At 73.0% G+C, this 15,339-nt stretch carries 10 protein-coding genes; 7 read left to right on the top strand and 3 right to left on the bottom strand.

The window, feature by feature from the left end:
- Window positions 1-142: 142 nt before the first annotated feature.
- The 3 genes from ppsA to A6R01_RS09540 all read right to left on the bottom strand — a co-directional run bounded on the left by ppsA (window position 143) and on the right by A6R01_RS09540 (window position 4,300).
- Window positions 143-2,587: a phosphoenolpyruvate synthase gene (ppsA, locus tag A6R01_RS09550; RefSeq protein WP_292605242.1), complete on the bottom strand. Its 2,445-nt coding sequence runs from the start codon at window positions 2,585-2,587 to the stop codon at window positions 143-145.
- Window positions 2,584-3,480: a pyruvate, water dikinase regulatory protein gene (locus A6R01_RS09545; RefSeq protein WP_292605240.1), complete on the bottom strand. Its 897-nt coding sequence runs from the start codon at window positions 3,478-3,480 to the stop codon at window positions 2,584-2,586. The genes ppsA and A6R01_RS09545 overlap by 4 nt, the downstream gene beginning before the upstream one ends.
- 199 nt (window positions 3,481-3,679) lie before the next feature.
- The gene (locus A6R01_RS09540; RefSeq protein WP_292605238.1) at window positions 3,680-4,300 is read right to left on the bottom strand and encodes a hypothetical protein; all 621 of its coding nucleotides are present in this window, start codon (window positions 4,298-4,300) and stop codon (window positions 3,680-3,682) included.
- 224 nt (window positions 4,301-4,524) lie between these two features.
- Here A6R01_RS09540 and A6R01_RS09535 point away from each other — a divergent pair, with 224 nt between their 5' ends.
- From A6R01_RS09535 to A6R01_RS09505, 7 genes are all read left to right on the top strand, one after another.
- Entirely contained in the window at window positions 4,525-4,890 is a 366-nt protein-coding gene (locus tag A6R01_RS09535; protein ID WP_292605236.1) for a hypothetical protein, read from the top strand.
- Window positions 4,887-5,993, top strand: a complete 1,107-nt coding sequence (locus A6R01_RS09530) for a hypothetical protein (protein ID WP_292605234.1) — start codon at window positions 4,887-4,889, stop codon at window positions 5,991-5,993. Before A6R01_RS09535 ends, A6R01_RS09530 begins: the two co-directional genes overlap by 4 nt.
- A 253-nt stretch (window positions 5,994-6,246) precedes the next feature.
- The gene (locus tag A6R01_RS09525; RefSeq protein WP_292605232.1) at window positions 6,247-7,317 is read left to right on the top strand and encodes a LacI family DNA-binding transcriptional regulator; all 1,071 of its coding nucleotides are present in this window, start codon (window positions 6,247-6,249) and stop codon (window positions 7,315-7,317) included.
- Between the two features lie 357 nt (window positions 7,318-7,674).
- A complete protein-coding gene (locus A6R01_RS09520; protein ID WP_292605230.1) occupies window positions 7,675-8,955 on the top strand; it encodes a hypothetical protein in 1,281 nt (426 codons plus the stop codon).
- 203 nt (window positions 8,956-9,158) lie between these two features.
- Window positions 9,159-12,581, top strand: a complete 3,423-nt coding sequence (locus A6R01_RS09515) for a response regulator (protein ID WP_292605228.1) — start codon at window positions 9,159-9,161, stop codon at window positions 12,579-12,581.
- 272 nt (window positions 12,582-12,853) lie between these two features.
- A complete protein-coding gene (locus tag A6R01_RS09510; protein WP_292605226.1) occupies window positions 12,854-14,053 on the top strand; it encodes a hypothetical protein in 1,200 nt (399 codons plus the stop codon).
- A 79-nt stretch (window positions 14,054-14,132) separates the two neighbouring features.
- Window positions 14,133-15,257 carry a Glu/Leu/Phe/Val dehydrogenase dimerization domain-containing protein gene (locus A6R01_RS09505; protein ID WP_292605224.1) on the top strand — a complete coding sequence of 375 codons (1,125 nt, stop codon included), beginning with the start codon at window positions 14,133-14,135 and terminating at the stop codon, window positions 15,255-15,257.
- Window positions 15,258-15,339 lie beyond the last annotated feature (82 nt).

Below are 15,339 nucleotides of genomic sequence, written 5' to 3'. Positions count from 1 at the left end.
GACCCACCCTGGACCTCGAGACACCCGCCGTACGACTCAACAGGCTCCTCACCGAGGCCGCCTGACCCCACCCAGTTGCTTAGACCGGTTGACCTCAAGCGAGGTGAGGGTGAGAAGTCGTGCGGACTATCCCGCGCCGACCTCAGCCGACGCTGACGCCCCCCAGCCGCAACCAGGTGTCGACGACGGTGTCGGGGTTGAGCGACATCGACTCGATGCCCTGGTCCAGCAGCCACTGGGCGAGGTCGGGGTGGTCGGAGGGGCCCTGGCCGCAGATGCCGACGTACTTGCCCTGCTTCTTGCAGGCGCTGATGGCCAGCTCGAGCATGTGCAGCACCGCGGGGTCGCGCTCGTCGAACTTGTCCGCGACCAGGCCGGAGTCGCGGTCCAGGCCGAGGGTCAGCTGGGTCATGTCGTTGGACCCGATCGAGAAGCCGTCGAAGTGCTCGAGGAACTGCTCGGCGATCACGGCGTTGGACGGCAGCTCGCACATCATCACGACCTGCAGGTCGTTCTCGCCGCGCTTGAGCCCGTGGGAGGCCAGCAGGTCGATGACGCCCTCGGCCTCGGCGAGGGTGCGGACGAACGGGATCATCACCTTGACGTTGGTCAGGCCCATCTCGTCGCGCACGTGGCGCAGTGCCGCGCACTCCATCTCGAAGCACTCCGCGAAGTCCTCCGACAGGTACCGCGAGGCACCGCGGTAGCCGATCATCGGGTTCTCCTCGTGCGGCTCGTAGGCCGGGCCGCCGACGAGGTTGGCGTACTCGTTGGACTTGAAGTCGCTCATCCGCACGATCACCGGCTCGGGCGCGAAGGCCGCCGCGATCGTGGCCACGCCCTCGGCCACGCGCTTGACGAAGAAGTCGCGCGGCCCGTCGTACGCCGCGATGATCTCCTCGATCTCGGCGCGCAGGTCGGGCTCCAGCGAGCCCTTCGAGCCGTCGGGGTCGCGCTCGAGGTCGAGCAGCGCCTTGGGGTGCACGCCGATCTGGCGGTTGATGATGAACTCCAGGCGGGCCAGGCCCACGCCCTTGTGCGGCAGGCGCGAGAAGGCGAAGGCCTGCTCGGGGGTGCCGACGTTCATCATGATCTTGACCGGCACCTCGGGCATCGAGTCCAGCTCGGTGCGCTCGACGGAGAAGTCGAGGACGCCGTCGTAGACCAGGCCGGTGTCGCCCTCGGCGCAGGAGACGGTCACCTCGGTGCCGTCGGCGAGGTCGCGGGTCGCGCCGCCGGTGCCGACGACGGCCGGGATGCCGAGCTCGCGGGCGATGATCGCGGCGTGGCAGGTGCGGCCGCCGCGGTTGGTGACGATCGCCGAGGCGCGCTTCATGATCGGCTCCCAGTCGGGGTCGGTCATGTCGGCGACGAGCACCTCGCCGGGGTTGAAGGTGTGCATGTCCTCCAGCGAGGTCAGCACCCGCACCGGGCCGGCGCCGATCTTCTGGCCGATCGCACGGCCCTCGACCAGCACGGAGGCGCCCTTGGTGGTCGCCGGGTCGATCTTGAAGCGCTCGAGCGCGCCGGTGCGGCGCGACTGCACGGTCTCGGGGCGGGCCTGGAGGATGTAGAGCTTGCCGTCGAGGCCGTCCTTGCCCCACTCGATGTCCATCGGGCGCCCGTAGTGCTCCTCGATGACCAGCGCGTGCCGGGCGAGCTCGGTGACCTCGTCGTCGGTGAGCGACAGCCGGCGGGACTCGGCCGGGTCGACGTCGACGAACTCGGTCGTGCGTCCGACGGTGGCGTCGTCGGTGTAGACCATCTTGGTGGCCTTGCCGCCGACGCCGCGCTTGAGCACCGCCGGGCGCCCGGCCTTGAGCGCCGGCTTGTAGACGTAGAACTCGTCGGGGTTCACGGCCCCCTGCACCACGCCCTCGCCCAGGCCGTACGCCGAGGTCACGAACACCGCGTCGGTGAAGCCTGACTCGGTGTCCATCGTGAACATGACGCCCGAGGAGCCGATGTCCGAGCGCACCATCCGCTGGACGCCGGCGGAGATGCCGACGGCGTCGTGGGCGAAGTCGTGGTGGACGCGGTAGGCGATGGCGCGGTCGTTGTAGAGCGAGGCGTAGACCTCGCGGATCGCGGTGAGGATCGCGTCGATCCCGCGCACGTTGAGGAAGGTCTCCTGCTGACCGGCGAAGGAGGCGTCGGGGAGGTCCTCGGCGGTGGCGGAGGACCGCACCGCGAAGGACGCCTCTCCGCCGGCCTCGTCGACGAGCTTCTCGTAGGCGGCCCGGATGTCGGCCTCGAGGTCCTCGGGGAAGGGCTGACCCACGACGGCATCGCGGATCTCCTTGCCGGCCGCGGCCAGCGCCCGGGTGTCGTCGGTGTCGAGGTCGCGCAGCAGGTCGGCGATCCGCTCGGTCAGCCCGCCCTTCCCATCCACGTCAGCGGCGATGAAGCGGTGGAACGCGTCGGCGGTGGTCGCGAAGCCGTCGGGCACGCGCACGCCGAGGTCGGTCAGGTGGGAGACCATCTCGCCGAGCGAGGAGTTCTTGCCGCCCACCTGCTCGAGGTCGCCGAGTCCGAGGTCGGCGAACCACCGGACGTTGCTGTGGGTGGTGCTGTCGGTGCCGGTCATGCTGGGGAGTCCCCTCTGCTGCTGGTGCTGCGGGTCTGCTGGCTGGTGCTGAGTCTCGCGGCCGCGGCGCTGCGGGCACGGTGCTTCTTGGTTTGCAGGATGATCGCGGAGATCTCCTCCACCGACTTGGCCGAGGAGTCGACGATCGGGAGCCGGTGGGCCTCGAAGAGCTCCTTGGTACGCCGCAGCTCCCACCGGCACTGCTCCGGTGAGGCGTAGCGCGAGCCGGGCCGGCGCTCGTTGCGGACCCGGCTCAACCGGTCGACGGTCGTCACCAGGCCGAAGCAGCGGTCGGCGTACTCCCGCACCGGGGCCGGCAGCTCGGACTCGTGGAGGTCCTCCTCGACGAGCGGGTAGTTGGCGACGTACAGGCCGTGCTGGAGCGCGAGGTACATGCTGGTCGGCGTCTTGCCGCACCGCGAGGGCGCCAGCAGGATCACGTCGGCCTTGTCGAGGGCGCGCAGCGACTGGCCGTCGTCGTGCTCGATGGTGAACTCCACCGCCGCCATCCGGGCGTTGTAGCGCTTGATGTCGCCCACGCCGTGCAGTCGTGCGGCCCGCCGGATGCCGCGCTGGCCGAGGATGCCCTCGACGCGGTTCATGTGCATGTCGAAGAAGTCGATGACCGGCGCGACGGTGCGGTTCAGCTCGTGCCGCACGTCGTCGTCGGCCGCGGTGGAGAACACCAGCGGCATCACCGGCCCCGCGGCCACCTCGTCGAGCATGGCCGCGATCTCGCGGGCCTGCTCGACGCCGGCGATGAACGGGATGGTGCTGCGCTCGAACTTCAGGTCTGGGAACTGCAGCAGCAGCGCGTTGCCCATCGTCTCGGCGCTGATGCCGGTGCTGTCGGAGAGGAAGAAGACAGGTACGACGCGCTCGTCCTCGCCCACGGTGCACCTCCTGGCCGACGCGGTTGGTGCGCCGGTCGTGTGGGGGTCACCGTAGCGGCAGTGCGCCCGTACCGGGACCGCCCCACGGAGCTGGTCCAACCGGTGGGCGTGGCACTTCTCACCCCTGCGCCGCGAAGGTCACCGACCGCCTCACCCGCCCGGGACCACCCGCTCCACGCCCGGCCGGTGCTGCTCCCGGTCACGAGAACTCCAGGGTCGCCATGACCTGCCCGATCCACTCCTCGCGCTCTGCCTCGCTCAGCGACGACGGAGTCAGGAAGTTCACCTCGATCGTCGTCTCCCCGGTCGCGTGGACGAAGAAGTCGGCGTCCAGGCCGTTGACGCTCGCGCCGCGGGCGCGGGCCATCTCCAGCCCGTCGACGACGACCGGATCGAGCATCTCCAACGGTTCGGTGGTGAGGCCGTTGCGCTTGTCGAGGTAACGCATCTCGGCCCTGGCGTTCTTCATCGCCAGCAGTCCCGTCCGCGAGCTGAGTGCGACGGCGACCGCCTCCCCGTCGGCGGTCCTGGTGCCTCCCCCCAGCTGCTGGGGGGTCTCCTCAGGCTCCGCGTCGGCCCAGATCGCGAACGCCTCCACACCCTCGACCAGGCTCGCGTCGAGGGCCTGCGGCGCCGGCTCCACGTCGGCGTAGGTGTCGACCGGGGCCGCGTCCCCGGTCGTCGAGGTCGGGGACGCCGTCGTGGTGGCGATCGAGGTCGCGTCACCACCGGGCCGCGGGTCGGTGGCGTCGTCACCGCAGGCGGCCGTGCTGGCGGCCAGGAGGGTCAGGGCGGCGAGTCCCAGCAGTCGTCTGCTCACCAACCCCTGCTGCCCCCCCGCGCCCTCGACCAAACGACAGGACGACACCGGTGGCGGGCCAGCACCCGATCCACTGCCAGGAGGATTGAGGTCCGCCCTGCGTGGGAAGACGCTGGGTCGGGCCTTTACTGTCGAGGCTCGACGACTTCCTCAGGACACGACCAGCACACGCTCTCGGGAGGCACGTGATGGTGGCCATCGGGCCGGACGGTATGCCCGTCAACATGGGTGCGATAACGCAGCTGCTCCAGGAGCTGCGCATCGACAACGTCGTCATCGCCGACATCATGTCGGCGCTGGCCGACGGCGTGGACCGCGTCGACGGCTACGAGCCGGCACAGGTCCCCGAGCGGCGCTTCGGCACGCTGGGCAACGGCGCCGCGCTGGGCCACCACACCGAGCTCGCCCGGCGTGCGGTCCGCGAGGCGATCCTGACGATGGTCCACGACCTGCAGCACTACGGCGAGGGCGTCGACACGTTCCGCAAGGGCTTCAACGTGGCCGACCAGCACGCGCAGGAGGACCTCGCCCACATCGCCGCCGAGGTCGGCAGCGTGCGGTCCGCGACGGACGGAGGTCTCGACCGATGACGCGCGGTCCCGAGCGCCTGCGTCTCGACGCCGCGCTGGCCGAGGCCGACGAGGCGGTGGTGCGGGGCAACGGCGAGGCCGAGTGGCTGAGCGCGACGTACCGCCTGCGCGACGTGTCGCGCGCCCTGCGGGTCGCGGCCAACGCCGGCCTGGGCATCGGTGGGCAGACCGGGCCGGCGATGTTCAAGGCGATGCGTCGGTCGGCCGACCACCTCGACGAGCGGATCGCCCTGTTCAACGAGGGACGCGCCGCCCTCGGGTCGGCCGCCGACACGATCTCTCGGGTCCGCGAGCAGCGCGACCGGCTCGACACCGACCCCGAGACCGCCGCGCTCACCGACCCCGGCGAGTTCCGCGACGACCCGGAGTGGGACGACGAGAAGCGGCTGAGAGAGCAGAGCCGGCACACCGCGGCGGCCAGCGCCTTCGCCGACCGCGAGGCGCTGCGCGAGCAGCGGGCGCGCGAGATCGCCGAGGAGTTCGACCGGCGCTACGACGAGCCGATCGCGGTGATGAAGAAGATCCACGGCATCCCCGACCCCGAGCCGGAGACCGTCTCGGGCGACGGTGGTGCCGGCGGTGGTGGGCGCGGCTCCGTGCCCGGTCCGCGCGGCGCCGGCGGCACCCCGGGCACCGGTGGGCTGCTCGGCGGCGGTCCGCACCCGACGTACGCCGCGGACCCGGTGGGCCCCGGCGAGGGCACCGACCCGGGCAGCGGCCCGGGCGGAGGCACCGACGGCACCACGCTCGGCCCGGACGCGGGCGACGAGCCCACCGTCCTGACCACCGCGACGACCGGTGGCTCCGGCGGCTCGAGCGGCACTGCGGTGGGCGTCGGCCTCGGCGGGGGCGCTCTCCTGGGTGGCTTGGCCAAGGGCGGCGTGCTGCGCGGCCTCACCGGCGGTGCGCTGGTCGGTGGCCAGCAGGTGCGGGCGACGGCGCGATCACAGACCCGACCTTTGGGCGGCCTGAGCCGCTCGGCGGTCTCCGGCACCCTCGGCCGCGGCTCCGTGGTCGGGGCGCCGGTCTCGGGACGGCCGGCGGCGCGGGGCGGGCGGTCGTGCCGGAGGGAGCCCCACCGCGGGGCGTCGACGCGACCGTGACGGGTCCTCGGACCACGAGCACTACGACGACGACGGCTCGGACTGGCTCGACGACGAGGCTGCCCCGGGCGTCCTGGGCTGAGTCCGATCACGCCCGGTCGGGCCGGACGTGGAGAGGCGCCGGCCGGACCGCTGGGGGGCAGACGTCCCGGCCGACGCCGTACTCACAGTGTGGCACCTCCCATACCTCCAGGGGTAGTCGCCACGCGCCCGTCCCAGCACGCGAAACCCCGCAGTGTCCTACCCTGACGCCGTGGAGCACGACAGCGACGACGCGGGCGCCGGGGCCTCTGACGCCCCCCGCCCGCCGGCGGGCGCCCCAGCCAACATGGCCGACGTCGCCCGCGTGGCCGGCGTCTCCATCGCGACCGTGTCGCGTGCCCTGCGTGACGTCCCCGGCGTCGGCGACGCCACCCGTGACCGGGTGCGCAAGGTCGCCGAGGAGCTGGCCTACGTCATCTCCCCCGAGGCCAGCTCGCTCTCGGGCCGCGAGACCGGCCGGGTCGCGGTGGTCATGCCGCGCATCGACGTGTGGTTCTACTCCACGATGCTCTCGGGCCTCGAGCGCGCCCTGCGCAGCGAGGGCATCGACGTGCTCGTCTACCAGGTCGACGGACCCTCGGAGCGGGGCGCCTTCGTCCGCGACCTGCCCGCCCGCCGCAAGGTCGACGCGGTGATCCTGGCCGCCCTGCCGCTCTCCCCGGAGCAGCGCGACCGACTCGACCTGCTCGGCGTCCCGATGGTGATCGCCGGCGGCCAGGCGCGCGGGCTCCCCCACGTCGACGTCGACGACCGGGCGATGGCGCGTGCCGCGGTCGACCGCCTCATCACCGAGGGGCACCGCGACATCGCGATGGTGCGCACCAGCGACACCGACGCCACCACCTGGGACGCCGACCTGCTGCGCGTCGCGGGCTACCGCGAGGCCCTCGCCGCCGCCGGCATCGAGGGGCGGCCCGAGCTGCTGGTCACCGAGTCCTACGGCGTGGACTCCGGCACCCGCGCGGTCGAGCGGTTGCTCGCCCTGGACCGTCGCCCGACCGCCGTCTTCGGCTACTCCGACGAGATCGCCGCCGCGGTCGCGGTGGGGGCGCAGCGCCACGGTCTGCGCGTGCCCGAGGACCTCTCGGTCATCGGCGTCGACGGCCACCCGATGGCCGAGCTCTTCGGCCTCAGCACGATGGACCAGAACGTCGAGCGCCAGGCCGAGGAGGCCGCGGGGATCGCGGTGCGCCTGATCCGCGGCGAGCCGGGCACCCGCTCGGTGCGCGTGCGGCACCGCTTCGTGGACCGCGGGTCCGTGCGGCCACCTCGAGGGTCCTAGTGCCGCGTCACAGAAGTTCTTGGGCGCTTCGCGCCCCCATGGCACGCACCTCGCTGCGTTGCCGACGCTTGCGAGAGGAACGGCTATGGCTGCGCGCCGGCGCCTGGCGATGCACGCACCCTGAGGACGCCAACCGTTCAACAACTTCCGAGACGCGACACTAGCCGCGTCCCCCCGTGCGCGAGGACGCCCGGGCCCGCGCGCGAGCAGCAGCCGCCCGACGCCGGAGACTTCACCTGCCGCCCCTTCCCAGCCCCGTCGCGCCTCGCTAGCGTGCGAGCGCGCCTCGATGTGAGGCGGGCCACATCGACCGACGCGTCGTGGGCCCATCGCTGACTGCTCGGGAAAGGCCTCCTCATGTCCTCGTCCACGTCGTCCCCCGCGTCCTCCGCGCCCTCAGTCGGGCTCCGGCCCCGGCTGGCGGTGCCCGCGGTGGTGCTGCTGCTCCTGGTGGCCCTGCTGACCGTGCTCACCAGCGGCGCGCTGCCCGGCACCCCCGCCCCCATCGCCCGCGCGGACGGGCCCGGCGTCGGCACGCCGTACGTCGTCACCGTCGGTGACTCCTACATCTCCGGTGAGGCCGGGCGCTGGGCCGGGTCGTCGAACAGCCGCTCGTCCGCCGCCGACGCGTTGGGCTCCACGGCCTACTGGGACACCCCGAACGGCGAGGCGATCAACCGCTGCCACCGCAGCAGGTCGGCGGAGGTGTTCATCGGCGCCGGCACCCTCGGCAAGAACCTCGCCTGCTCGGGCGCGAAGACCGCCACCGACGCCTCCGGCAGCAACTTCAAGCCCGGGCTGGACTTCTACGACGACGGCGCCGGCAACATCGGCCAGGCCAAGGCACTGCAGCAGTTCGCGTCCTCGCACAACGTCAAGCTCGTCGTCGTCTCCATCGGCGGCAACGACTTCAACTTCGCCGACATCGTCGCCGCCTGCGTCGCGAACTTCCTCTACTCCCCGAGCTGGTGGAAGGACTACTGCTACGACGACAGGTCGGTCACCTCGAACTTCACCTCGGCCAACGTCAGCACCGTCCACTCGCGCATCGCCACCTCCTTCACCCACCTGCGCACCGCCATGCGCAACGCCGGGTACGCCGACAACGCCTGGACGCTCCTGGTGCAGACCTACCCCTCGCCGATCCCGAAGGCCTCGGGCTTCCGCTACTCCCAGAGCGGCTACACCCGGCAGAGCACGGGTGGCTGCGGCTTCTGGGACAAGGACGCCGCCTGGGCCAACAACAGCGCCCTGCCCACGATCAACAACACCGTCAAGAGCGCCATCACCGCCTCCGGGCTGACCAACACCCGCACCCTCGACCTGGCCTCGGCCTTCAACGGCCGGCGACTGTGCGAGAGCGGCGTGGGGCTCTACGAGGAGAAGGGGCTGACCTCCTGGACCCAGCCCACCGCTGTCGACAAGACCGAGTGGATCAACCAGATCCGCACCGTCAGCACCTGCTGCTCCAACAGCCCGTACTACATCCAGGAGTCGCTGCACCCGAACTACTGGGCGCAGATGGCCACCCGCAGCTGCGTGCGGCAGGCGTGGAACGGCGGCAGCCCTCGCGGCGGCACCTGCTCGATCTCCGGCACCGGCCTGGTCGGCGGGGAGCCGCGGATGACGCTGCAGTAGCCGGCCGCCGCGAGGCCCCGCACCTGCCCACCCGACCTGCCGACCCGACCGTCGACCGGCACCGTCGACCTGAACCGTCGACCTGAACCGTCGAACCTGCACCGCCGTCCGCACGACTTCCGGATGGCTTTCCCCACTCCTGGCCGCACGGGTGAGGATGACAGGACATGATGGGTCCGACGATTCCATCGGAAGGAGCAGGTGTGGGGCACTCCGCCTGGCTGGGCGCGGTCGTCGACGCGACGACCGACGGCCTGTGGGTGCTCGACCGCGACGGCACGACCGTGTGGGCCAACGACGCGATGGCCGCCCTGCTGCGCCGTGAGCCCGGCTCGATGACCGGGCTGCCCGCCCGCGACGTCTTCCCCGCCGACCAGCGCACCAGGGTGGACATGCACGTCTCGCTGCTGCGGCGCGGCACCCGCGGCCGCGACAACCTGCCGGTGACGCTGCGCCGCTCCGACGCCACCCTGGTCGACGGGCTGCTCAGCTACAGCCCGGTGCGCGAGGACGGGCGGATCACCGGGTGGCTGCACCGGTTCACCCCGTACGCCGTCACCGCTCCCGCCCCATCTGCTGCTCCAGCTGCTGCTCCAGCCGCTGCTGCCCCCGCGGGTGCTGCGGGCGCTGTTCCAGCGGCCCCGGTGGCCCCGGTGGCCCCGGTGGCCCCGGTGGCCGACCCCGAGGCCGAGGCCCGGGCCCGTCAGCTCAGCGAGGCCCAGGAGATCGCCGGCATCGGCTCCTTCACGTGGGACCTCGACACCGGCCTGGTCACCTGGTCCGGGCAGCTGCACCGCCTCTACGGCGTGCCGCCCGAGGACTTCGACGGCACCTTCGAGGCCTTCGTCGCGTGCCTGCACCCCGACGACCGGGAGCACGTCCGCCTGGTCACCGAGGCCGCCCTGCGCGAGCGGCACTCCTTCGAGTTCGACGCCCGGGTCCTGCGACCCGACGGCGACGTCCGTTGGATGCACGGCCGCTGCCGCCTCACGCGTGACCCTGCCACCGGGCGTCCGGTGCGCATGGACGGCACCAACCAGGACATCACCGAGGTCCGTCGCGCCGAGGTCTCGGCCTCGGCGTCCTCGCGGCGGCTGCGCCTGATGCAGCAGATGGCGACCGCCGCCAACCGCGCGCGGACCCTCGTGGAGGCCATCGAGGTCGCCGCCGTGCGACTGCCCGAGCACACCGGCTGGCAGCCCATCGCCGGGTGGCTGGTCAGCGCCACCGGCGGGCCCCGCCAGGACCGTGTCGTGGAGCTCGAGCAGGTCTACCCCGCGACCACCGCGCGCCCGGCCGCCACCGACCTGGCCGAGCAGTGCCTCGTCGACGGGCAGGTCGCCCAGGACGCCCGCTCGATCGAGGGCCGCACCTTCTCCCGGGTCGCCCTCCCGGTCGTCGTCGAGGAGGAGGTCGTCGCGGTCCTGGAGGTGCTCGCCGACGAGGCGCCGCTCTCCGAGCCGGCCCACGACCTCGTGCAGCAGGTGGCCGCCCAGCTCGGCGTCGTCGCCGAGCGCGAGCGCGCCGCCGAGGCGCTGGCCGACGCCCGCGACCGGGCCATGGAGGCCTCGCGGATGAAGTCGGAGTTCCTGGCGACCATGAGCCACGAGATCCGCACCCCGATGAACGGCGTGATCGGCCTCAACGAGCTGCTGCTGCGCACCGAGCTCGACGACCACCAGCGACGGCTGGCCGACGGGGTCCACCAGTCGGGCCTGTCGCTGCTGGCGATCATCAACGACATCCTCGACCTCTCCAAGATCGAGGCCGGCAAGCTGGAGCTCGAGGACGTCGACTTCGAGGTCCGCAGCGTCTTCGAGCAGACCGCGTCGGTGCTGGCCGGCCCCGCCCACGAGAAGGGGATCGAGCTGGTCGTGGCCTGCCACCCCGACGTCCCGGACTACCTCCGCGGCGACCCGACGCGGCTGGGGCAGGTCCTCACCAACCTCGGCTCCAACGCCGTGAAGTTCACCGAGCACGGCGAGGTGTCGGTCCAGGCACACGTCGAGTCCGCCGCCGACGGCCGGGTGGTGCTGCGCGTCGACGTCACCGACACCGGCATCGGCATCCCCGCCGCCGCGCAGGCCAGCCTCTTCGACGCCTTCATCCAGGCCGACCTGGCCACCACCCGTCGCCACGGTGGCACCGGCCTGGGCCTGGCGATCTGCCAGCAGCTCGTCGAGGCGATGGGCGGCCGGATCTGGGTGGACTCCGCGCCCGGCAAGGGGTCGACCTTCTCCTTCACCGCCGACCTGGAGCGCACCCCCGTCGCGCCGCGCCTGCAGGAGCCCGCGGAGTCGCTCGAGGGCCAGCGGGTGCTGATCGTCGACGACAACGAGACCAACCGCTTCATCCTCACCGAGCAGCTCTCGGCCTGGCAGCTGCAGCCCGTCGCCGTCGCCACGCCCGCGGAGTGCCTCGCCACGCTGCGCGAGGCACAGCGGGCCGGTCGGCCCTTCACCGTCGCGTTGCTCGACCTCGTGCTCCCCCGCATCGACGGCCTGGAGCTCGCGCGCATCATCAAGGCCGACCCCGCGCTGCGCGACCTGACGCTGGTCCTGCTGACCTCCGATCAGGGTGTCGGCGCACGCACCGCCCGCGAGGCCGGCATCGCCACCACCCTGTCCAAGCCGGTCCGTCACTCCGAGCTGCTGGAGTCCCTGCTGCGCCTGGTGGGACAGCCCCAGGAGTCCGCACCCCGGGCACCGCGGCGCCTGGTCGTGCCCTCGCTCGACCTCTCGGTGCTCGTGGTGGAGGACAACCCGGTCAACCAGCTGGTGGCCACCGGCCTGCTGGAGGCCCTCGGGGTCCGGGTCGAGGTCGCCGACGACGGCGAGGCCGCCATCGAGGCGCTCAAGGGCGACCACGGCTTCGCGCTGGTGCTGATGGACTGCCGGATGCCGGGCATCGACGGCTTCGACGCCACCCGGGCGATCCGTGCCGCCGAGCCGACCGGCGAGCGGGTGCCCATCATCGCGATGACCGCCTCGGCGCTGGAGGGCGAGCGCGAGCGCTGCCTCGACGCGGGGATGGACGACTTCCTCACCAAGCCGGTGGACCCCACGCAGCTGGAGGAGGTCGTCCAGCGCTGGACCAAGCGCTCCGGGCCCGCCTCCGACGGCCACCCGAGCGACCAGCAGCCCGACCAGCCGTCCGGGCAGCCGTCCGAGCAGGGGGATCCACGGGACCAGCGGTCCCGGGCCGACGCGGCGGCCTCGAGCGCCTCCTCCGCCCCGTCACCCGCGGTCACGGAGCAGGCCTCGGGTGTGGTCGACCCGGGGCTCGTCGTCATCGACGAGGACCGGCGACAGCTGCTGGCCGAGCTGGTCAAGGACGGCGAGAGCTTCTTCGACCGGACCGCCCGCTCCTTCGTCGGCCGCATCGACGGCCAGGTCCGCGACATCCGCAGCGCGCACCGCAAGGGCAGTGCGCACGAGACCTTCACCAGCGCCCACCTGGTCAAGGGCAGCGCGCTCAACCTCGGCCTGCCGCGGGTCTCCGCGGCCGCCGCGGCGATCGAGGCTCAGGCACACACCGGCTCGCTGAGCGGGGTGCAGGAGATGCTGGACGAGCTCGACCGCGAGGTGGCCACCGCCGTCACCGAGCTGCGGCGGAGGATGCGCTGACCAGCGATCCCCTCGGCCTGCGCTACGAGGAGGTCTCGCGGCTGCGCCCCGTCGACCCGGTCAGCGCGGTCGACCGGCCCGTCTCGCGCACCCGGCCCGGGCGGACGTCTGTCACCCCGCTGCCCCGCCGCGCGCCCTACGCCGCCGTCCGGGCCGGCCTCGCGGACCGCGAGCCCCTGACCCTCTCCCTGACCGGCCCGGACCTGCTGCTGCGCGCCGCGTACGACGGCGAGCACTGCCGCCTCGAGCTCGACGGCGTCACGGGGCCGGTGGTGCTGCGCAGCCGACGCGACGGCCGTGCAGCGGACGCCACGGCGCTGGCGCTGTGCCTGACCGGCACCCACGCCGCCGTGCTGACCCAGGACCACGAGGGCGGCCCGTGGACCGGTCGCGCCCGCGTCGACCTGGCGACCAGCCACCCCCGGGCCGCACGGCTGACCCGCAGCCCCACCTGGCTCGAGGACCTGCAGGTCGGCCACGACGGGGTGACGACCGATCTGGTGGCCGGCGGCTTCGGGCAGCTCGGGCTGCGCGACCTGAGACTGGTCACCCACGCCGACGGTCGCCCCTACGACGACGGCTCGGGTCGGCTCCACCTGACCGCCACCAGCGCCGGCCCCGGCCCGTTCGGGACCGGGCACTCCTCGGTGTGGGCGCTGGATCCCGCCCGGCTGGGGTCCGCGGCGGGAGCCCCCGAGTCGGGTGCGCTCACGCACACCGCGGACCTGTTCGTCCGCCGCCGCGGCAGCAGCGCGGTGCTCGGCGACCACGCCGGCCACCTGCTGCGCGTCGACGACGCCTGGCTGCTGGCGACCAGCACCTGGGGCGACTTCGACCCCGATCGCCACGACGCGTCGGTGGCGGTGACCCTCGCAGAGACCGGGGCCGACCTGCTGCACGGCGTCCACGTCGTCCCCGGCGAGCCGCTCCCGCTGCCCACCGACGACCCGTCGGTCGGCGTCTGGGACCCCCACCTGCTGCGCACCGACGACGGGTGGCTGGTGGGCTACGTCAGCGCCACCCGGTTCTTCCGGTTCCACCCGGTGATCGCCGAGGGACCCGACCTCGACTCGCTGCGGCTGCGCGCCGCCGACCCGTTCCGGCGTGCCTCGGAGGGCACCACCCTGCTCGCGCTGCCGCCCGACTCGCCGCCCGGCCCAGGCGGCTCAGGCAGCTCAGGCGGCCCGGCCGGCGGAGGCGGCCCCGGCGGGTCGCCGCGGACCATCGTGCTGGTCTCCGACGGCCGCGACGGTCCGCGGGCGACCCGGGGGCAGTGGGCGGTGCTCGACCTCGACCTGCGCACCCGGGGCGTGCTCGAGGCGGCGTACCCGACCAACATCCCGTGGCCCACGCTGGTCCCGCACGGCGAGGACTGGCTGCTGGTCACCTTCGACGACACCCGTCAGGGCGGGCGGGTGTGCGGATACGGCACCCACGGCGACGTCGTGGTGATGCGCGGGGTCCGGCACTAACCTGGGAGTGATCCGCGCCACCCCTGCGGGTCGTCCACCCGGTCGCACCATCCCCGCGACCCGACAGAGAGCCTGACCCATGAGCACCTCATCCAGCCCGTCGTCCAGCACCGCCCCCGGCAGCACGCCCGTCGACGTCTTCGAGCTCGGCTCCGAGCACGAGCAGGTCGTCTTCTGCACCGACGAGGCCACCGGCCTGCGCGCGATCGTCGCGATCCACTCCACGGCCCTGGGCCCCGCGCTCGGCGGCACCCGCTTCTACCCCTACGCCAGCACCGACGCCGCCGTGCGCGACGTCCTCGACCTCTCCCGCGGCATGACCTACAAGGCCGCGGTCGCCGGGCTCGACCTCGGCGGCGGCAAAGCCGTCATCCTGGGCGACCCGGCCACGCTGAAGACCGAGGCGCTGCTGCGTGCCTACGGCCGGTTCGTGCAGAGCCTCGGCGGTCGCTATCGCACGGCCTGCGACATCGGCACCTTCAGCCCCGACATGGACCACGTGGCGCGGGAGTGCGACTTCGTCACCGGCCGCACGGTCGCCCACGGCGGCGCCGGGGACAGCTCGGTGCTGACGGCGTACGGCGTGTTCCAGGGCATGCGCGCCGCCGCCGAGTCCGTGTGGGGCTCGACGTCGCTCGCCGGCCGCACCGTCGGCGTCGCGGGTGTCGGCAAGGTCGGTCGTCACCTGGTCGGCCACCTGGTGAATGACGGCGCCGACGTCGTGGTCACCGACGTGCACGGGCCGGCCGTCGACGCGGTGCTCGCCGAGCACCCGGGCGTGCGCGCCGTCGCCTCGACCGAGGCGCTCGTCGCGGCCGCGCTCGACGTCTACGCGCCCTGCGCCATGGGCGGCGCGATCACCGACGAGGTCGTCGACACCCTCAGCGCGAAGATCGTCTGCGGCGCGGCCAACAACCAGCTGGCGCACCCGGGCGTCGAGAAGCACCTGATGGACGCCGGCATCACCTACGCACCCGACTACGTCGTCAACGCCGGCGGGCTGATCCAGGTCGCCGACGAGCTCGACCCGCGCGGCTTCTCCTTCGAGCGCGCGCAGCAGCGCGCGAGCGGCATCCTGGAGACCACGCGACGCATCCTCGCGCTCGCCGACGACGAGCGGGTCTCCCCGGCCGTGGCCGCTGACCGCATCGCCGAGGAGCGGATCAGGACCGTGGGCCGGCTCCGGTCGATCTGGGTGGGCTGAGCCACCCCGGGTCGACCGGACGACCGGCGTACGCCGGCGAGGACGCACGGATCTGGACACGCGAGACCGATGTGAGCCGTCC

The sequence above is a fragment of the Nocardioides sp. REDSEA-S30_B4 genome, assembly GCF_001627265.1.
Lineage (GTDB): Bacteria > Actinomycetota > Actinomycetes > Propionibacteriales > Nocardioidaceae > Nocardioides.
This window is presented reverse-complemented; position numbering and strand designations above follow the sequence as displayed.

Excerpts from the sequence above, each read along its gene's own strand:
- ppsA (WP_292605242.1), bottom strand. The coding sequence starts at position 2,587 with ATGACCGGCACCGACAGCACCACCCACAGCAACGTCCGGTGGTTCGCC.
- A6R01_RS09520 (WP_292605230.1), top strand. The coding sequence starts at position 7,675 with ATGTCCTCGTCCACGTCGTCCCCCGCGTCCTCCGCGCCCTCAGTCGGG.
- A6R01_RS09530 (WP_292605234.1), top strand. The coding sequence starts at position 4,887 with ATGACGCGCGGTCCCGAGCGCCTGCGTCTCGACGCCGCGCTGGCCGAG.
- A6R01_RS09505 (WP_292605224.1), top strand. The coding sequence starts at position 14,133 with ATGAGCACCTCATCCAGCCCGTCGTCCAGCACCGCCCCCGGCAGCACG.
- A6R01_RS09535 (WP_292605236.1), top strand. The coding sequence starts at position 4,525 with ATGGGTGCGATAACGCAGCTGCTCCAGGAGCTGCGCATCGACAACGTC.